15 protein-coding genes are annotated in these 18,628 nt (G+C 73.2%); 8 read left to right on the top strand and 7 right to left on the bottom strand.

Annotation, left to right across the window (positions count from 1 at the left end):
- Positions 1 to 191: 191 nt before the first annotated feature.
- The 3 genes from LX15_RS24740 to LX15_RS24730 form a co-directional block, all read right to left on the bottom strand.
- On the bottom strand, positions 192 to 653 hold the full coding sequence (locus LX15_RS24740) for a MarR family winged helix-turn-helix transcriptional regulator (protein WP_253672048.1): 462 nt from the start codon (positions 651 to 653) through the stop codon (positions 192 to 194).
- Positions 654 to 831: 178 nt separating this feature from the next.
- Positions 832 to 2,694 (bottom strand): PLP-dependent aminotransferase family protein, encoded by a 1,863-nt coding sequence (locus LX15_RS24735; RefSeq protein WP_253672047.1) that lies wholly within the window; start codon positions 2,692 to 2,694, stop codon positions 832 to 834.
- Positions 2,691 to 4,136 (bottom strand): M20/M25/M40 family metallo-hydrolase, encoded by a 1,446-nt coding sequence (locus LX15_RS24730; protein WP_253672046.1) that lies wholly within the window; start codon positions 4,134 to 4,136, stop codon positions 2,691 to 2,693. The genes LX15_RS24735 and LX15_RS24730 overlap by 4 nt, the downstream gene beginning before the upstream one ends.
- 589 nt (positions 4,137 to 4,725) lie before the next feature.
- On the opposite strand from LX15_RS24730, the gene LX15_RS24725 reads away from it, so the two are divergent.
- Together LX15_RS24725 and LX15_RS24720 are read left to right on the top strand one after the other, a co-directional pair.
- A complete protein-coding gene (locus LX15_RS24725; protein ID WP_253672045.1) occupies positions 4,726 to 6,414 on the top strand; it encodes a glycoside hydrolase family 13 protein in 1,689 nt (562 codons plus the stop codon).
- Between the two features lie 341 nt (positions 6,415 to 6,755).
- The gene (locus LX15_RS24720) at positions 6,756 to 7,838 is read left to right on the top strand and encodes a 3-deoxy-7-phosphoheptulonate synthase (RefSeq protein WP_253672044.1); all 1,083 of its coding nucleotides are present in this window, start codon (positions 6,756 to 6,758) and stop codon (positions 7,836 to 7,838) included.
- Here LX15_RS24720 and fes read toward each other — a convergent pair.
- From fes to LX15_RS24700, 4 genes are read right to left on the bottom strand one after another with little or no spacing between them, the layout of a single operon-like run.
- Positions 7,775 to 9,070 (bottom strand): enterochelin esterase, encoded by a 1,296-nt coding sequence (fes, locus tag LX15_RS24715; protein ID WP_253672043.1) that lies wholly within the window; start codon positions 9,068 to 9,070, stop codon positions 7,775 to 7,777. The two genes, LX15_RS24720 and fes, sit on opposite strands and share 64 nt — an antisense overlap.
- On the bottom strand, positions 9,067 to 10,002 hold the full coding sequence (locus tag LX15_RS24710; RefSeq protein ID WP_253672042.1) for an ABC transporter ATP-binding protein: 936 nt from the start codon (positions 10,000 to 10,002) through the stop codon (positions 9,067 to 9,069). Before LX15_RS24710 ends, fes begins: the two co-directional genes overlap by 4 nt.
- Complete coding sequence (locus LX15_RS24705) at positions 10,002 to 11,054, bottom strand: FecCD family ABC transporter permease (RefSeq protein ID WP_253672041.1); 1,053 nt, start codon at positions 11,052 to 11,054, stop codon at positions 10,002 to 10,004. Before LX15_RS24705 ends, LX15_RS24710 begins: the two co-directional genes overlap by 1 nt.
- Positions 11,054 to 12,061 (bottom strand): FecCD family ABC transporter permease, encoded by a 1,008-nt coding sequence (locus LX15_RS24700; RefSeq protein ID WP_253672040.1) that lies wholly within the window; start codon positions 12,059 to 12,061, stop codon positions 11,054 to 11,056. The genes LX15_RS24705 and LX15_RS24700 overlap by 1 nt, the downstream gene beginning before the upstream one ends.
- 299 nt (positions 12,062 to 12,360) lie before the next feature.
- Here LX15_RS24700 and LX15_RS24695 point away from each other — a divergent pair, with 299 nt between their 5' ends.
- The 6 genes from LX15_RS24695 (at position 12,361) to LX15_RS24670 (ending at position 18,609) form a co-directional block, all read left to right on the top strand.
- Positions 12,361 to 13,332, top strand: coding sequence for an ABC transporter substrate-binding protein (locus LX15_RS24695; protein WP_253672039.1), 972 nt, complete (start codon positions 12,361 to 12,363; stop codon positions 13,330 to 13,332).
- 453 nt (positions 13,333 to 13,785) lie between these two features.
- Positions 13,786 to 14,574: a 2,3-dihydro-2,3-dihydroxybenzoate dehydrogenase gene (locus LX15_RS24690; RefSeq protein WP_253672038.1), complete on the top strand. Its 789-nt coding sequence runs from the start codon at positions 13,786 to 13,788 to the stop codon at positions 14,572 to 14,574.
- A 73-nt stretch (positions 14,575 to 14,647) separates the two neighbouring features.
- Positions 14,648 to 15,886 (top strand): isochorismate synthase DhbC, encoded by a 1,239-nt coding sequence (gene dhbC / locus LX15_RS24685; protein ID WP_253672037.1) that lies wholly within the window; start codon positions 14,648 to 14,650, stop codon positions 15,884 to 15,886.
- Between the two features lie 97 nt (positions 15,887 to 15,983).
- On the top strand, positions 15,984 to 17,618 hold the full coding sequence (locus tag LX15_RS24680; RefSeq protein ID WP_308213516.1) for a (2,3-dihydroxybenzoyl)adenylate synthase: 1,635 nt from the start codon (positions 15,984 to 15,986) through the stop codon (positions 17,616 to 17,618).
- Between the two features lie 3 nt (positions 17,619 to 17,621).
- Complete coding sequence (locus LX15_RS24675) at positions 17,622 to 18,281, top strand: isochorismatase family protein (protein WP_253672036.1); 660 nt, start codon at positions 17,622 to 17,624, stop codon at positions 18,279 to 18,281.
- 85 nt (positions 18,282 to 18,366) lie between these two features.
- Entirely contained in the window at positions 18,367 to 18,609 is a 243-nt protein-coding gene (locus LX15_RS24670; protein WP_253672035.1) for a phosphopantetheine-binding protein, read from the top strand.
- Positions 18,610 to 18,628 lie beyond the last annotated feature (19 nt).

The following is an 18,628-nucleotide window of genomic DNA, read 5'->3' as shown; positions in this document are numbered from 1 at the left end:
ACTTGCGCTGATCCTGTTGAGCAGCGATGAACATGACGGCCGGTGGGAGGCGTGAACCCACCGGCCGTCGTCGCAGGAAGCCTCAGCGGAGTGAACCTCAGGCCGTGATCGACCGCCGTGAGCGACCGCCGTGAGCGACCGCGCCGGCCCCCGCGGTTCGGCTTCGAGGACCGGCCCCGGCCCGGTCCGGCTCAGCCGGGGAGCGCGGGCGAGGGCAACGCGGCGAGCGCCGAGACCAGGGGCGCGAGCTCCGGTCGGGTCGCCGCCTCGTCGAGCGCCTCCCGCAGCGCGGCGTCGTGGGTCGGCCTCGCCGCCGCCAACAGCGCCCTGCCGGCGTCGGTGACCTCCGTGTAGATGCCGCGCCGGTCCGTCTCGCACAGATAGCGGCACAGCAGCCCGGCCTTCTCCAGCCGGCCGACCAGCCGGCTCACCGCGCTCTGGCTCAGCACCACGGCGTTGGCGAGCTGCTGCATCCGCATGTGCCAGTCGTCCTGCCGGGACAGCACCTCCAGCACCGAGTACTCGCTCACGCTGAGCTGGTGCTCGGCCTGGAGGGCGCGCTCCAGGTGGCTCTCGATCAACGCGTGCATCGCGGCGAGCGTGCGCCATCCCTGGGCCCGCACCTCGGCCGCGTCGTCGTCCTTGAGCGACATCGCCCGCGCCTCCTGTCGTCCCCGGCCCCATGCACGTGCAACACCTGCACCTGCACGGACCACTCTACGGCCCCGGATGCCGGAGGCGGCGGCGGAACGGCCCGGCCCTGAGGGTCAGGGCCGGGCCGTTCCCGGGGGACGGGTCGGCGTCGGGCTCAGCCGAGGACCGGCGTCCGCCTCACTCGAAGCCCCGGCCGGAGTGCGGCACGTGGGCCAGGGAGAGGGCGTTCTCGTGCACCTCGCGCGCCGGCCGCGCCGTTGGCAGCGCCCGCGTCTCGGGCGGGAACGCGTTCGGGGCGTGCAGGTCCTTGACCAGCTCGTCGATCATGCCCGGCTTCGCCCACGGCATGAGGAACACGTGCACGTAGTCGAGCTGCCTGCTGTTCGGGTCGTTCGGGTCCAGCTTCAGCGACTCCGAGGACAGCGACCACTTCGCGATGATCTCGTCGTTGGGCCGGCGGAAGCGGACCGTGAGCGCCAGCGGCGTCCTGGCCACCATCAGGTCCCTGCCGAGGGTCTCCTGGAGCCGCAGGAGCTGTTGCTCGGTGTAGTGGGCCATCCGCTGCGCCTCGCGGATCATCGAGATCTGCTTGTCGTAGGAGTTCTGCGCCAGGTAGTCCCACAGCACGATGGGGGAGAACCCGTTGCGGGAGCCGGCGAACGTGGTGTCGGGCGAGCCGATGTAGGCGGGGTTGTCCGGCGGCCGCATCTGGTACTTCACCTTGGTCATGAAGACCCCGCACGGCCACGGCGCGCCGATCCACTTGTGCCCGCTCATCGCGATCGAGTGCACCATGTCGTAGAAGCGCCCGGTCTCCCGGTCCTCGACCTCCAGCCCGAAGTCGAACTCGGGGATCGGGACCTCGGGGACGTACTCATAGTTCGGGTTGTCCGCCGCCATCCGCAGGAACGGCAGGTACGCCGCGCCGAGCGCGCCGTCCACGTGCAGCCAGAAGCCGCGCCGCGTGTCCTTGAGCGGGTTGCCGTCCTGGTCCTTGCCGTAGACGATCTCGCGTTCCAGCAGGCCGTACTTCTTGAAGATCGGGAACAGCCGTTCGGACACCGCGCGGACGTCGTCGTAGGCGCCCTTGAAGGTGGAGCCGAGGTTGAGGTTGACCAGGATCGGGTGGCCCTTGGCCGCGAAGAACTCCACGAGGACGGCCAGCGCGTCGACGTCGATCGAGCCAGGGCCGTCGGCCGAGTAGCCGGAGGGGCCGCGCTCGGACGGGACCTCCTTGGGCCATGGCCTCCCCGGGTCGAGCGGGTTGTCCGTCGGGTAGTCCCGCTGGCCGATGGCGTAGAAGGTGTCGATGCCGAGGACCCGCATCGCCTTGGTCAGCGAGTAGTGCGAGTCCTCGGAGAAGAAGGCCACCGGGTGCAGCGCGTTCCGCTTCTGCTCCTCGGGCAGGTCCTCCGGCGGCGCGGCCTGGACCCACAGCAGTCGGGGCTGCTCCGGTGTCGACTCGGGATCGGTGACCAACGCCTTGCCGGACAGGTAGTCCCTGCCGTTCCACAGCCCGTAGAGGTTGCCCTCGGTACACCCCATGCTGAGCATGTAGCCCCAGTACGACTCGGGGTCCTTCTTGTCGTGCGGCCACTTGGCGTTCCACAGCGCCGCGTAGTAGTCGAGCACGCACCGCTCGACGACCTTGCTGTTCACCTTGAAGTTCCCCGGGGTGAACGGGTCGCCGACGTTGTTGACGTGGCTCTCCATGAACCGGGACAGGTCGAGCCGGTAGTGGTCCTGGTCCTGGTTGGCCTGGTAGCCGAGGAAGTGGTCGCGCTTGCGGGTGACGTACTCCTCCAGCTCGATGAGCGCGGCGTGCCGCTTCTCCGGGCTCAGCCCGGTCGGCGGCAGCTCGAAGGCGCTGGGCGGCAGGTCGTCCCTCGGGTAGACCTCGCGGGGGTTGGCCACGGGGTCGCTGATCAGCGCGGGGTGGCCGTTGGCCAGTCCCTCGGAGAGGAGCATCTCCGACCACGGGACGCCGTCGGGGCCGTAGGGGATGTCGGAGTGGGTGCGGGTCCGCCTGGCCTGCGTCATCGGGAACCTCCGGAGGTGGTGGTCTGGCCGCCGGCCCGTGCCAGCAGCAGTGCCTCGGCGAGGGTCATCGCCTCGAGTTCGCGGTAGCTCACGCTCTCGTTGGTGCCGTGGATGCGGGCCCTGGGCTCCTCGCAGCCCCACAGCACGATGTCGGCGTGCGGGTTGAGCTTGTGGAAGGAGTGCACGAGCGGGATCGACCCGCCCTGGCCGGTCTGCCTCGCGGTGGTCTCGCCGTACGCCTCGGCGACCGACTCCAACGCCATCCGGTAGTAGGGGCCGTCGGTGTCCGCCTTGTAGCCCGCCCCCGCCGCGACGAACTCCACCTTGGGCGTCACGCCCCACGGGCGTTGCGCGTCCAGGTGCTGCTGGAGGGCCTGCCGCGCGGACTCGGGGTCCTGGGACGGGGCGAGGCGGACGCTGATCCTGGCCTTGGCGTGGTGGCAGAGGACGTTCGTGCTCTCGTTCCACGGCTTCGGCCCGTCCAGCCCGACGACGTTGATCGAGGGCCGGCCGAACAGGCGTTGGGCGAGTGTCCCCGAGCCGACCAGCGGCACGCCGTCCAGCACGCCGGCGTCGGCGCGGAACCTCTGCTCGTCCACTGGGTCCCACGGGAACGCGTCGTCCCTGACCAGGCCGGGGACGGCCACGTCGCCCCCGTCGTCGTGCAGGCTGGCGAGGACGCGGGTCAGCACCATGAACGCGTCCGGCGCGGGGCCGCCGTACATGCCGCTGTGCATCGGCTGCCGCAGCGTGTCCACGGTGACGTCGAAGACCGCGATGCCGCGCAGGGTCGAGGTGAGGGTGGGGACGCCCACGGCGAGGTTGCCGGTGTCGGCGACGACGACGAGGTCGCCGGTGAAGCGGTCGTCGCGGGTGGACGGGTCGGCGAGGTAGGCCTCCAGCACGCCCCGGCCGATCTCCTCCTCGCCCTCGAAGACGAACTTGAGGTTGACCGGCAGTCTGTCCTGGAGGGCCTTCCACACGCCGAGGTGCATGACGATCCCGGACTTGTCGTCCGCCGCGCCGCGCCCGTACAACCGGGTGTCGTCGCCGTCGGGCTTCTCCTCCGGGACGAACGGCTCGGTGTCCCAGCCGTCCGCCTTCGTCGCCGGCTGGACGTCGTAGTGCGAGTAGATGACCACCGTCGGCGCGTCCGGCACGGGGAGCCGGCAGGGCTCGTGCGCGAAGACCAGGGGGAAGGTCTCCTTGCCCTGGTAGGTGATGGTGTCGCTGTGCGCGGAGTCCATGCCCGCCTCGCGCAGCGTCCGGACGACCGCGTCGCAGCAGTCCACGATCTCCCGCGGCGGCGGGCTCACGTCCCGGCTGACCGACGCGATCCTGACCAGCGCCTTGAGCGCCTCGCGCTGCGGGTCCGCCTCGCTCCGGACCCGTTCCCTGAGTTCGTCGACGTCGACGGTCGGCTCCTGGGTCGTCTGCCGCATGTCCCTCCCCTTGCTCGTCGCTCGTTCGGTTCGCTTCCGCTTCCTCGACGGGTCTTCTCCGTCCGATGTGGACCGGTGACTCCGTCCGTTCGCTGTCTGTTCGCTGTGGACACTCCACTGAGGACAGTGGATCGGCGGCGCGTCGTGTCCCGGCGCCACGCTGGGCGCCGCGAACGTCGTGGGTGATGCGGTGGAGGCGGGCGCTTCGGTTCTCGCCTGGCGCTCGTCGCCTCCGGTGTCGGGGTCTCGGTTCGAGCCTTCTCAACCGGGGTGGCCGTCGGCAAGGGCGCTTCCCGAAGATCACCCCTCAGTGGGGGTGCGCCGTCGGGGGCGCCGCCCTCCGTGAGGAGGTCGGGGCGGGGTTGGCAGGCGCCGACCCGCGCCGACGGTCGGTCGTCCTGGTCGATCCACGATCACTCCAGTCGGTGACCCCACCACGGGAAGAGTGGTGTTGGTTGCTTGCTCAGCAAGCTTTTGCGGAGCCTTCCCCGAGGTGGATACTGTGGTGTAGGTCACCCGGGAGGATTGTGGCTGCAAATATTTGCGGTCATTAGCGTCGCCCGGCGAGACGGCTGACGAGGGAGGCGACATGGGTGGCGGCGTGCTGGGGGGCGGCGGCGCGGCGGGGTCGGAGCGGCGCGAGCCGGACCGGCGGTGGTGGCGCGACGCGGTGATCTACCAGGTCTACATCCGGTCCTTCGCCGACGGCAACGGCGACGGGGTCGGCGACATCACCGGCATCCGCAGCCGGCTGGACTACCTGGCCGACCTCGGCGTCGACGCGCTGTGGATCAATCCGTGGTACGTCTCGCCGATGGCCGACGGCGGCTACGACGTGGCCGACTTCCGCAAGATCGACCCGATGTTCGGCTCGGTCGCCGACGCGGTCGCGCTGTTCAAGGAGGCCCACGAGCGGGGCCTGCGCGTGATCGTCGACCTGGTGCCCAACCACACCAGCGACCAGCACGCGTGGTTCCAGGCGGCGCTGCGGGCGGGGCCCGGCAGCCCGGAGCGGGAGCGGTACCACTTCCGCGACGGCAGGGGCGAGCGCGGCGAGCTGCCGCCGAACAACTGGCGCAGCATCTTCGGCGGCCCGGCGTGGAGCAGGGTGGCGGACGGGCAGTGGTACCTGCACCTGTTCGCGCCGGAGCAGCCCGACCTCAACTGGGGCAACCCCGAGGTGCTGGAGGAGTTCGACGACGTCCTGCGGTTCTGGCTGGACCGGGGGGTCGACGGCTTCCGCGTGGACGTCGCGCACGGCATGGTGAAGGACCCCGCCTACCCGGACGAGGTCGTCAGGACCGATCCGGGGCTGTTCACCCACGCGGAGGGGCGGGACCACCCCTACCTCGACCGCGAGGGCGTGCACGAGATCTACCGGCGCTGGCGCAAGGTGTTCGACTACTACCCCGGCGAGCGGATCGGCGTCGCCGAGGCGTGGGTGTTCCCTCCCGAGCGGCTGGCCCGGTACGTGCGGCCCGACGAGCTGCACCAGGCGTTCAACTTCGACTTCCTCCAGCGCCCGTGGCGGGCCGACGAGCTGCGGGCCGGCATCGACCTGGCCGTCTCGGCCAACGAGTCGGTGGGCGCCGCGCCCACGTGGGTGATGTCCAACCACGACGTGGTGCGGGTGGCGAGCCGGCTCGGCCTGCCCGACGGCGCTGACCCGAAGGAGTGGCTGCTGACCGACGGCCGGGAGCCGCGGGTCGACGCCGAGCTGGGGCTGCGGCGGGCGCGGGCCGCCGCGCTGCTGACCCTGGCGCTGCCCGGCTCCACCTACGTCTACCAGGGCGAGGAGCTGGGCCTGCCCGAGGTGGCCGACCTGCCGCCCGAGGTGTTGCAGGACCCGATCTACCGGCGCAGCGGCGGGGCGGAGAAGGGCAGGGACGGCTGTCGCGTCCCGCTGCCGTGGACCGCGGACGAGCCGGGCTACGGGTTCGGGCCGGGCGGCGAGCCGTGGCTGCCCCAGCCGGCCGACTGGGCGGCGTTGTCCGTGGCCGAGCAGCGCAAGGACCCGGACTCGACGTTGCGGCTGTACCAGGGCGCCCTCCGGTTGCGCCGTCAGCTCCCGGTGGGCGGGGACCTGGTCTGGGTGGAGGGCGCGCCGGCCGACGTGCTCGACTTCCGGCGCGGTGGCGGCTTCCGCTGCGTGGTGAACCTGGGCGCGCAGGCGGTGGAGCTGCCGCCCCACGACCGGGTGTTGATCGCCAGCGGGCCGCTGGAGCGGGACGGTGAGCGCGTCCTGCTCCCGTCGGACACGGCGGTCTGGCTGGTCTGAGTCCCGCGTCGAACCTCGTCCCCGTGCGGCTTCTCCCGGGCCGCGCGGGGACGACGCGTTTCTGGCGGTCCTCCGCCGGCCTTTCGTCGGCCTTTCGGTGGTGTCCCAGCCGTTTCCCGCCGTGTTCCAGGGTCTTTTCGGCGGCTGCCCCGTCCCCGCGTGGTGGCGCGTGACCGGCGACACGGACGCTTGCCGGAGGATCTATTGAGGTTAGGCTTACCTCACCTCATCACCCGATCGAGCGAGGAGACGTGATGCGCGCTGCCGCGGTGCCGGACCGGCCCCCCGTGTCGCGAGGGTCAGGGTCACGAGAGGCGCGTGCGCGGGAGTCGGGCGGGCGGGTGACCACCGAGCCGCTGACCACCCCCGCCGCGCTGGCCGAGCGCCTGCCCGTCACCGACGCCGTCGCGGAGACCGTGCTGGGCGCGCGGGAGGCCGTCTGTCGGGTGCTCGCCGGGACCGACGACCGGTTGCTCGTGGTGGTGGGGCCCTGCTCGATCCACGACGTCGACGCCGCCCTCGCGTACGCCAGGCTGTTGCGGCGCCTGGCGGACGAGGTGGCCGACGACCTGCTCGTGGTCATGCGCGTGTACCTGGAGAAGCCGCGCAGCGCGCTGGGATGGCCCGGTCTGCTGACCGATCCCTCGCTGGACGGGGCCTTCGCCGTGGGCGCCGGCCTGCGTGTGGCGCGGGAGATGATGGTGGCGATCGCCGGGCTCGGCCTGCCGATCGCCTGCGAGTGGCTCAGCCCGGTCACCCCGGCCTACCTCGGCGACCTCGTCTCGTGGGGCGCGGTCGGCGCGCGGACCGTGGAGAGCCAGGTGCACCGCCAGCTCGCCAGCGGCCTGCCGATGCCGGTGGGCATGAAGAACGGCACGTCCGGCTCGGTCCAGGCCGCCGTGGACGCGATCCGCGCCGCCGCCGTCCCGCACGCCTACCTCGGCGTGGCCGACGACGGCACGCCCTCGGTGCTGCGCACCAGCGGGAACCCGCACTGCCACGTGGTCCTGCGCGGCGGCCCCGGCGGGCCGAACTACTCGGAGGAGGACGTGCGCGACGCGTTGGCCCGCCTGCGCGCCGCCGGCCTGCCCGAGCGGGTGGTCATCGACGCCAGCCACGGCAACAGCGGCAAGTGCCACGAGCGGCAGCGCGCCGTGGTCGCCGAGATGGCCGAGCGGATCGCCGCCGGCGAGGAGGGCGTGCGGGGGCTGCTGCTGGAGAGCTTCCTCGTGCCCGGCCGGCAGGACGTGGTCGCCGGCCGGCCCCTGGTGTTCGGGCAGAGCGTCACCGACGCCTGCCTGGGGTGGGACACCACCGCCGGACTGCTCCGCTCGCTGGCCGAGGCGGTGCGCCGGCGGCGTCAGACCCAGCCGCCGGCCAGCGCCACCAGCCCGGTCGCGAGCGAGCCGCGCCAGCACGCGTAGTCGTGCCCGCCGTCGTGCTCGGCGTACTCGACCTCGTATCCCCTGTCCCGCAACACGTTCCGGAGGTGCCTGGTGGCAGGCGTCAGGATCCACTCGCGCGTCCCGGCCTCCAGGTGGATCCGGAGGGGGAGGCGCGGCGCGGCCGCGAACCGGCGGGCGAGCCAGTCGGAGGGACCGCCCTCGGGGCTCCACCAGAACGAGCCCGACTGGGACAGCAGGTTGCCGAACCGCTCGGGGGCGCGCAGCCCGGCGAACAGGGCGGTCAGCCCGCCGAGGCTCTGACCGGCGATCACCGTCCTCGCCGGGTCGTCGGTGACCCGCCAGCGGTGGGAGGCCCACGGCAGCAGCTCGTCGCGGAGGAACCCGAGGAACGGCTCGTGGCAGCCGAGGTCGCGCCACCGGGTCGGGTTGTCCACCGCGTCGGGCATCAGCGCGACCAGGGGAGGCAGCAGCCCCTCGGCGACCAGGTTGTCCAATGTGGACGCAACAGGGAGGGCGTCGCCCCACATGTCGCCGTCGAGCAGAACGAGGACCGGGTAGTCGGAGCCATGGTCGTGCCCGTGCGGCAGGTAGGTCCACACGCGACGGTCCTCACCCAGATGTCCACTGTGGACAACATGGGACGTGACGCTGCCCCTGGGCACGTCGGGGCGGGGTGACAGCCAGGGCTGCGGGGGAGCCGCCGGCAGCTCGGCCACCGACTTCGGTGGCGCGCCCCAGCGCGCCGGGAGGCGACGGGGGTTGAGCGGGTCGGGCTCCGCCATCAGCCCCAACATCCGCCACATCCGGTGCCCCGCCGACGCGTCGTTCCCGTCCTCGTCCCCGGTCGCCGCCGAGAACGGCTCCTCCAGCGCCACGAACTGGTAGCTGCCGCGCCACGTGCCGGGGAGCCGGTACGAGCGGTGCCACACGTCGGTGCCGGGCACCCGCAGGAGCCTGCTCAGCGGGAGCACGCTGCGGTCCGTCACGCAGTTCGCGAGCAGGAGGACCTCGCGCGTGCGGGTGCCCGGATCGCGCCAGAGGAACGTGACGACGTGGTGGTCGTCGTCGGCGGCGACGCGTTCCACCAGCGGCGTTCCCCGGCCCGCCACCTCCGCCCAGAACCGGGCGAGCACGTCCTCGCGCCCCTCGGCCAGGTCCCGTTCCAGCGCCGAGACGCGCGGGCTCACCGCGGTCTCGGGCGGCGGCATGGGGGTGCGGGGCGGAGCCGTCGGCCTCGGCCTCACGCTCACGCGACCACCTCGGCGGGCGAGGTGGCCGCCGAGCCGGCTTCCGTGCTGGCCGTGCTGGTCGCTGTGCTGGCTGTGCTGGTCGCTGGGCCGGTTGCTGTGCTGCTTTCGGAGCTGGTCGCCGGAGCGGCCTCGGCGGTGAGGGACTCGGCGGTGAGGGACTCGGCGGGCGCGGGCACGACCACGGGCGCGCCGTCGGCGGGCGCGCGCAGGATGTCGGCGTCGATGTCGTAGAGCGCGCGGACCAGCTCGGCGTCCACCACCTCGCGGGGCGGGCCGGCGGCGACGATCCGGCCGGCGCGCATCGCGACGAGGTGGTCGGCGTACCGGGCGGCCGACGCCAGGTCGTGCAGCACCATCACGACGGTGCGCCCGGTCGCGGCCACCTCCCTGGCCAGGCCGAGGACCTCGACCTGGTGGCCGAGGTCGAGCGCGCTGGTCGGCTCGTCCAGCAGGACGACCGGCGTGCGCTGCGCCAACGTCATGGCGATCCAGCACCGCTGCCGCTGCCCGCCGGAGAGCTGGTCCAGGCGCCGCTCGGCGAGGTCGGCCACGCCCGTCGCGGCCAGCGCCTCGCCGACGATCCGCTCGTCCTCGGCCGACCACTGCCGGAACAGGCCCTGGTGCGGGTGCCGACCGAACCGGACCAAGCCGGCCACGGTGATCGCCTCCGGCGCCCTCGGCGACTGCGGCAGCAACGCGACGCGGTGGGCGGCCTGGCGGGGCCGCAGGCTCCAGAGGTCGGCGTCGCCGACCATGACCCGCCCCGCCTCGGGCCGGTGCAGCCGGGCGACGGCGCGCAGCAGCGTCGACTTGCCGCAGCCGTTGGGGCCGACCACGGCCACCACCTGCCCGGGAGGCACGCGCAGGTCCACCCCGTCCACGGCGACGAACCCCGGGTAGCCGGCCCGCAGTCCCTCCACGACCAGTTCCACTAGAACCTCCTGACCGACTTGTCGCTGAGCAGGACCCACAGCAGGAACGGCCCGCCGAGGATGTTGGTGACCACGCCGACCGGCAGCTCGTGCTCGGTGGCGACCCTGGCCAGCGTGTCGGCCACGACCACCAGCGCGCCGCCGACGAGGGCGGAGCCGACCAGCGGCACCCGGGCGGGGCCCGCCAGCCGGGCCGCGAGCACCGGGGCGGCCATGGCCACGAAGGCGATCGGGCCGCCGACGCCGACGGCGAGCCCGGCCAGCAGGACGGCCATGACGAGCACGAGCAGCCGCGCGCGGCGGGGGTCGACGCCCAGCGTCGCGGCCACGTCGTCGTCGAAGCGGAGCACCGAGAGCTGGCGGCCGGCGAGCACCGCCAGGGGCAGCAGCAGGGCCAGCGCGATCCCGACCGGGACGGCCACCGGGTACCCGCGCCCGTTGAGGCTGCCGATCGTCCAGGTGAACACGGCCGCCGAGGTGTGCAGACCCTGCTGGGAGAGCACGAGGTCGGTGACCGCGCGGACCGTGACCGAGAGCGCGAGGCCGACCACGAGCACGCGGTATCCGCCGGTGTCGGCCCCGCCGGCGGCCAGCACGACCAGCGCGCCGGCCGCGACCGCGCCGACCGGCCCCAGCCACCACGCGCCGATCATGCCGGCGGTGCTGCCGGTGACCGCGACCAGGATCGCCACGGTCGCGCCGTCGGTGACGCCGAGCAGGTCGGGGGTGGCCAGCCGGTTGTTGGCCACGGTCTGGGTGAGGCAGCCGGCCACGCCGAGCGCCGCGCCGGCCAGCAGCCCCGCGATCACCCGGGGCAGCCGGAACTGCTGGACCATGAGCACCGCGCCGCGGCCGCCCTCGCCGAACAACGCGCTCAGCGCCTGCCCCGGCGAGAGCTGGCCCGCGCCGACGACCGTCGAGACCAGGACCGCCGCCGCGGCGAGGACCCCGAGGCCGAGCGCGGCGAGGGTCGCGCGCCGGGGCAGCAGGACCGAGAGGGCGCCGCGTCGGAGGACGACGCTGTCCGGGGGCGGGGGGACCCGGTGTTCCATCACGACTCCGTCCGCAGGGTCATCAGCCGGCGGGACCGGACGATGAGGATGAGCGCGGGGCCGCCGACGATCGCCAGCAGCACCGAGACCGGGGCCTCGTACGGGCGGATCACGACCCTGGCGAGCACGTCGGAGGCGAGCATGAGGACCACGCCGGCCAGGCCGGACAGCGCGACCTGCGCGAGCACGCGAGGTCCGGCGACCGCCCGCGCGAGGTAGGGCGCGAGCAGGCCGAGGAAGGCGACCGGGCCGGCCATCGCGACCGAGGCGCCGGCCAGCAGGGTCACCACGACCGCCACCACGACCCGCACGACCCCGGGCCGGTGGCCGAGGGCGCGCGCCGCGTCGTCGCCCAGGTGCAGCGCGGACAGCGGTCGGGCCACGAGCACGGCCGCGAGGAGGCCGATCACGACGGCCGGCAGCATCCGCAGCGCGATGCTCATGTCCACACCGGACAGTGAGCCGATGACCCAGAACCGGTACTGGTCGTAGGAGTTGGGCTGGCGCAACAGGATCGAGGCCATGATCCCCCGGAACGTCGCGCCGAGCGCCGCGCCGGCGAGCACGAGCCGCAACGGCGAGACCATGGCCCCGCCGGTCCTGGCGATCAGCAGCACGAGCGCGCTGGCGACGGCCGCGCCGGTGAAGGCCCACACGAGGTAGCCGTAGCCGCTCTCCACGCCGGCGTAGGAGATGCCGAGGACGACGCCGAGCGCCGCGCCGGAGTTCACGCCGAGCAGGCCGGTCTCGGCGAGCGGGTTGCGGGTGGCCGACTGGAGGAGCGTGCCGGCGACGCCGAGCCCGGCGCCCACCAGGACCGCGGTCAGGGTCCGGGGGACACGCAGCGTGTTGATCACCATCTGTAGCTGCGGGTCCGCCACCGCGTCGGGGTGGCCCAGCAGGTAGTCGACGACCCTGCTCGTCGGGATCTCGCCGGAGCCGACGAGGATGGAGCAGGTCAGCAGGGCGACGGCCAGCACGCCGAGGCCGAGCGCGACCAGGCCCACGAGGCCGTGTCGCGGGCGGCGCCGCGTCGGTACGGTGATCGCAGTGTGTGATTCATCATCGTCTGGTTCACACGACTGGCGTACCGATGACAGGCGCATAAGGAGAGGCTAACCTAACGCGCCGTGCATGACCGAGGGTGGCGTTCCGGGGCCCGTCCCCGGCTCGGGGACTTCGGGCCTCCCGGGGTCCTGACATCCGGGACCACCACACCCGGTCGGCGTCCGCCGGCGGACCCGCGTCCGCCTTCCGGCCCCCGCCTCGGACGTGCGCGTCGGACTCCCACCGTCGGAGAGGAACCATGACCGCTTCTGCTCGTCTCCCCCGCCGTGGACTGGGCCTGGTGGCGGCCTCCCTCGCCGCGCTGGTCGGCCTGTCCGCCTGCTCGTCGGGCGACACCCCGGCCGCCGGCGGCCAGGACGCCTCGGCCAAGCGCACGATCACCGACGTCACCGGCAAGCAGATGGAGGTGCCGGCCAACCCGCAGCGCGTCCTCGCGCTGAGCGAGCAGGACCTCGACGCGGTGCTCGCGCTGGACATGCGGCCGGTCGGCACCGTCAACGGCCGCGGCCAGAAGACCCCGCCGCGGTACCTCGGCGACCGGGTCAAGGACGTGAAGGTGGTCGGGGACATCACCACGCCGTCGATGGACAAGGTCGTCGAGGCCAACCCCGACGTGATCCTCGCCGGCGGCCTCACCGACGAGAACCTGCTCAACCAGCTCCGCCAGGTGGCGCCGACCGTGGTGACCTACAAGCCGGAGACCGACTGGAAGACGGCCTTCCGCACCGAGGCCGACGTGCTGAACAAGACGGAGAAGGCCGAGGCCGTGCTGGCCGACTACGACCGCAGGGTCCAGGAGGTGAAGGGGAAGCTCGGCCCGAACGCCAACGCCGAGGTCAGCATCGTCCGCTGGAACCCGAAGGGCCCCGGCGTGATGCAGACCCAGCAGTTCGCCAGCCTGGTGGTCGCCGACCTCGGCCTGCGCCGCCCGGCCGCCCAGCAGGAGCCGGGCTTCAGCCACGGCGCGCCGCTGAGCCTGGAGGCGCTGGCCAAGATGGACGGCGACTGGCTGTTCCTGGGCACGCTCACCCCGGACGGCGAGGCCGTGCAGGCGATGGAGCAGGCCCGCAACACCCCGGCCTTCCAGCAGCTCAAGGCCGTGCGGGACAACCACCTCGTCCCCGTGGACGGCTCCCTGTGGACCAGCAGGGGCGGCCCGCTCGGGGCCCGCGCCGTGCTCGACGACGTCCAGAAGGCCATGGCGAAGTGACGGCGCGGTCCTGACCCGACCTCGCCGCTCCCGGCGCCCTGGACGCCCGTCGGCGCACCCGGCCTCCCGGTCCGGTGCGTCGGCGGGCGTTCTTCTGTCCTTCTCTTCACGGCTTGGCGGGCGTTGTCCGCCGTCCGCCCGCCTGCTGGTCTGATCGGGTGAGTGCGGGTTGAGCCGTTCGTGGCAGGACGTGGTATCTGCCGACCGGCCGCGGGTTCCTTGTTCCCCGTAACAGTCACGTCGGTGGAGCCGGAGGCGGTGGGGGACGGGGCCGGTGAGACCGATCACGCGGCGGCACTCACACGATCGAGTGAACTTAGGTTAGCCTCACCTTCACATTGGGGTCCGGAGCGTCGTCCGGGACCGCCCCGGCCGGACCGCTCCGCCCAGCCGGCGGGGTGCCCGGCCGCGCTTCCCGACCCCGTCCCGGCGCGAGCGAGAGGGAACGAACGCATGGACGGCAACGGCATCGCGGGCAGGGTCGCCCTCGTCACGGGCGCTGGTCGCGGCATCGGCGCGGCCGTGGTCCGCGCCCTGGTCGAGGCGGGGGCCGTGGTCGCCGCGGTGGACCGGGACGCCGAGGGGGTCACCGACCTGGCCGGGCAACTGTCCGGGGAGGGGCACCGGGTGGCGCCGTTCGTCGCCGACGTCCGGGACGGCGCGGCGGTGGAGTCGGTGGTGGACCGGGTCGAGCGCGAGCTGGGGCCGGTCGCGATCCTCGCCAACGTCGCCGGGGTGCTGCGGACCGGTCCCGTGGTGTCGATGTCCGACGAGGACTGGGCCGAGACGTTCGCGGTGAACACGACCGGCGTGTTCCACGTGTCGCGGGCCGTGGCGCGGCGCATGGCGCCCAGGAGGTCGGGCGTGATCGTGACGGTCAGCTCGAACGCGGCCGGCGTGCCGAGGATGCGGATGGGGGCGTACGCGGCGTCCAAGGCGGCGTCGACGATGTTCACCAAGTGCCTCGGGCTGGAGCTGGCGGAGTTCGGCATCCGGTGCAACGTGGTGGCTCCCGGGTCGACGGACACGCCGATGCAGCGCGCGATGTGGGCCGACGGCTCCTCCGGCGCGGAGTCGGTGCTCGCGGGGGACCCGGCCGCCTTCCGGGTGGGGATTCCGTTGGGGCGCATGGCCGAACCGTCGGACGTGGCGGACGCCGTGGTGTTCCTGGCGTCGGACCGGGCCCGGCACATCACCATGCACGACCTGTACGTGGACGGCGGCGCGACCCTGCGCGCCTGACCGCCGATCTCCCCTCGGGGCAGACCGGACCGACACGCACGCCCCTCGGGGCGCCGGGAAACGGAGTAGCAGCGTGACCACCCTCCACGACGTGACGACGTCCGCCGCCGACCTCCTCGGCCGGTACCGGCCGGGCGTCTCCTCCTTCTTCGCCTCGCCGACCAGGACCCTGCTGGCGGAGGGCGTGCGCGTCGTCGTCCCCGCCGCCGACGCGGGCGACCAGCTCGTCGGCCTCGCCGACAGGGTCGCCGCGACCCTGCGCGAGGCCGCGGCGGCGGGCGAGGACGCCCCGGTCGTCGTCGGCGCCGTGCCCTTCGACCACGACGCCCCCGCGCACCTGGTCGTCCCCGAGTCGGTGCGGCGGGCCGGCCCGCTCGCCGACGAGTCGGACGACGCCCTGGCCGCCCTCTGTTGGGAGCACGGCGACGGGCGGTCCACTGGACAGTCCTCTGTGGACGGATCAGTCTTCGACGTCCGCCCCGTGCCCGGGCCAGAGGCCCACATGGCCGCGGTCGCGCGGGCCGTGGATCGGATGCGGGCGGGGGAGTTCGAGAAGGTGGTGCTGGCGCGGTCGCTGGAGCTGACCGCGCCGGGCGGGTGGGGCCCGGTCGACGTGCGGCCGTTGCTGCGTCGCCTGGCGCGCCGGGACCCCGCTGGCTACACGTTCGGCATCGCCCTGCCCGACGACCGGACGCTGGTCGGCGCGAGCCCGGAACTGCTCGTCTCCCGTTCGGGCACGCGGGTCGTGTCCAACCCGCTGGCGGGGTCGCGGCCCCGTGGCGCCGACCCGATCGAGGACCAGCGTCGCGCGGACGAGTTGTTGGCGTCGGCCAAGGACCGGCGCGAGCACGCGGTGGTGGCGGAGTTCGTCGCCGAGACGCTGCGGCCGTTCTGCCGCCGGCTGGAGGTCCCCTCCGGCCCGTCGTTGGTGCGCACCGCGACGATGTGGCACCTGTCCACGCGGGTCACCGGCGAGCTGCGCGACCCGGAGGTCTCCGCGCTCGAACTCGCCTGCGCGTTGCACCCGACGCCCGCGGTGTGCGGGACGCCCACGGGTGTCGCGCGGGCGGCGATCAGCGAGCTGGAGCCGTTCGACCGGGGTTTCTACACCGGGGCGCTGGGGTGGGGCGACGCCTCGGGCGACGGCGAGTGGGTGGTCACGATCCGCTGCGCCGAGGCGTCCGGCTCGCGGCTGCGGCTGTTCGCCGGCGGCGGGATCGTGGTGGATTCCGTTCCTGGCGAGGAGTTGGCCGAGACCTCGGCCAAGTTCCGGACGATGTTGCGCGCCTTGGGCGTGGACCAGCCGCTGTAGGGCCCGGCGTCGGTGTCTCTTTCCGTGTCGTTGACCTGTGGGCCTCGTGAGCCCTTGATTCGAGGTTGTGGGGTGTAGGGGATTGCTGGCGGGGTGTGTGGGGTGGCCCGAGGAGGTCGCCGCGCGGTACCGGGAGCTGGGACTGTGGCAGGGCCAGACCTTCGGGGCGATGCTGCGGGAGCGGGCCGCGCTCCATGCTGACCGGATCGCGGTGGTCTGCGGGGACCGCCGCTGGACCTACGCGGAGTTGGACGCCCGCGCCGACCGCGTGGCGGCGGGCCTGCTGCGCCTCGGGGTGGCCCCGGGGGAGCGGGTCGTGGTGCAGCTCCCGAACATCGCCGAGTTCCTGGAGGTGGTGTTCGGCGTGTGGCGGGCGGGCGCCCTGCCGGTGTTCGCGCTGCCGGCGCACCGCTCGGCGGAGATCACGTACTTCTGCGAGTTCACCGAGGCCGCCGCCTACGTCATCGCGGACCGGCACGGCGGCTTCGACTACCGCGCGCTGGCGTCGGAGGTGCGGCGGAAGGTCCCCGGCCTGCGGCACGTGCTGGTCGTCGGCGACCCCGGCGAGCACACCGCGCTGGACGAGGTGCGGGTGCCGGAGTCCGAGCGGGACGCCGCCGTGGCCGACCTCCCGGAGGTCGACGCGTCCGAGGTCGCGTTCTTCCAGCTCTCGGGCGGGAGCACCGGTGTGCCCAAGCTGATTCCCCGCACGCACGACGACTACCTGTTCAGCGTCAGGGAGTCGGCGCGCATCTGCGGCCTGACGCCGGAGAGCGTCTACCTGTGCGTGCTGCCCGCCGCCCACAACTACCCGCTGTCGTCCCCCGGCTCGCTGGGCACGCTGTGGGCCGGCGGCCGGGTGGTGATGTGCCCGCAGCCCAGCCCCGACGTGGCGTTCGCCCTGGTGGAGCGGGAGCGGGTCACGATCACCGGGGTGGTGCCGCCCCTGGCGTTGGTGTGGATGCAGGCCGCGCCCAACACCGCCCACGACCTGTCGAGCCTGGAGGTGTTGCAGGTCGGCGGCGCGAAGTTCTCGGCGGAGGCCGCCCGCCGGGTGACCCCCGTGTTGGGGTGCCGGTTGCAGCAGGTGTTCGGCATGGCCGAGGGCCTGGTCAACTACACCCGGCTGGACGACCCCGAGGAGATCGTGGTCACCACGCAGGGGCGGCCGATCTCCGAGCACGACGAGGTCCTCGTGGTCGACGACGACGACCGGCCGGTGCCCGTCGGCGTGGAGGGGCACCTGCTGACCAGGGGGCCCTACACGATCCGGGGGTACTACCGGGCGCCGGAACACAACCGGCGGTCGTTCACCCCTGACGGCTTCTACCGCACCGGCGACGTGGTGAGCCTGACCCCCGAGGGCTACCTCGTGGTGGAGGGCAGGGCCAAGGACCAGATCAACCGGGGCGGGGAGAAGGTCGCCGCCGAGGAGGTCGAGAACCACCTGCTGGCGCACCCCGGCGTGCGGGACGTGGCGGTGGTGGGCATGCCGGACGAGTACCTCGGCGAGCGCACCTGCGCCTTCGTGATCCCCGGCGACCCCGCGCCGAGGGCCGTGGAGCTGACGCGGTTCCTGCGGGGGCGGGGACTGGCCGCTTTCAAGATCCCGGACAGGGTGGAGTTCGTGGAGTCGTTCCCGGAGACCGGCGTCGGGAAGGTGTCGAAGAAGGAACTCCGCGCGCTGATCGCCAACACCGTCCGGTCCACCCACGTTCGGAAGGACTCCTGAGCCATGGCCATTCCCGCGATCCCGTCGTACCCCATGCCGACCGAGGCCGACCTGCCGGCCAACCGGGTCTCCTGGGAGGTGGACCCCGAGCGGGCGGTGCTGCTGGTCCACGACATGCAGCGGTACTTCGTCCGCCCGTTCGAGGACGGCGCGTCCCCGATCACCGAGCTGGTCGCCAACATCCGCGCGCTGCGCGCGGCGTGCGCGGAGACCGGCGTGCCGGTGGTGTTCTCCGCCCAGCCGGGCGGGCAGACGCCGCGGCAGCGCGGCCTGTTGCAGGACTACTGGGGTGACGGCATTCCCGGTGGTCTCGGCGAGGAGCGGATCGTCGACGATCTCGCGCCCGGCGACGACGACGTGGTGTTGACGAAGTGGCGGTACTCCGCGTTCGTGCGCACCGACCTGCGGGAGCGGATGCGGGAGTGGGGCCGGGACCAGTTGGTGGTGACCGGGATCTACGCCCACATCGGCGTCCTGATGACCGCGGCGGACGCGTTCATGAACGACTGCCAGACGTTCGTGGTGGCGGACGCGGTGGCGGACTTCTCGGTGGAGCACCACCGGATGGCCGTGGAGTACGCCGCGCAGCGGTGCGCCGTGGTCACCACCACCGAGCGGGCCGCGACGTGGCTCGCCGCGCCCCGCGCCGCGAAGGCCGGCTGAGCCGGCTCCCGCCGTTCAATCCACAGTAGACAGACCAGCGGGCCGGCCTGGCGTGGCCGGCGGCGCGCCGGAGAAGGAGAGCACCGTGCCCGAGCAGACCCTCACCCTCGACAGCGTCCGGGCCGACCTCGCGGAGGTCCTGTACCTGGAGCCGGAGGACATCGCCGTCGAGGACGACCTCGTCGACACCGGCCTCGACTCGGTGCGGATCATGAGCCTCGTCGAGCGCTGGCGGGCCGCCGGCGTCGAGGTCACCTTCGTCGAGCTGGCCGAGCGGCCCTCCCTGGCCGCCTGGTGGGAGCTGCTGTCCACACGACTGCCGCGCTGAAGCGGCCCCGGCGGAACGG

Source organism: Streptoalloteichus tenebrarius (genome assembly GCF_024171885.1).
GTDB classification, from domain to species: domain Bacteria; phylum Actinomycetota; class Actinomycetes; order Mycobacteriales; family Pseudonocardiaceae; genus Streptoalloteichus; species Streptoalloteichus tenebrarius.
The sequence above is the reverse complement of the archived record's forward strand: the minus strand, read 5'-3'. Positions and strand labels throughout refer to the sequence as shown.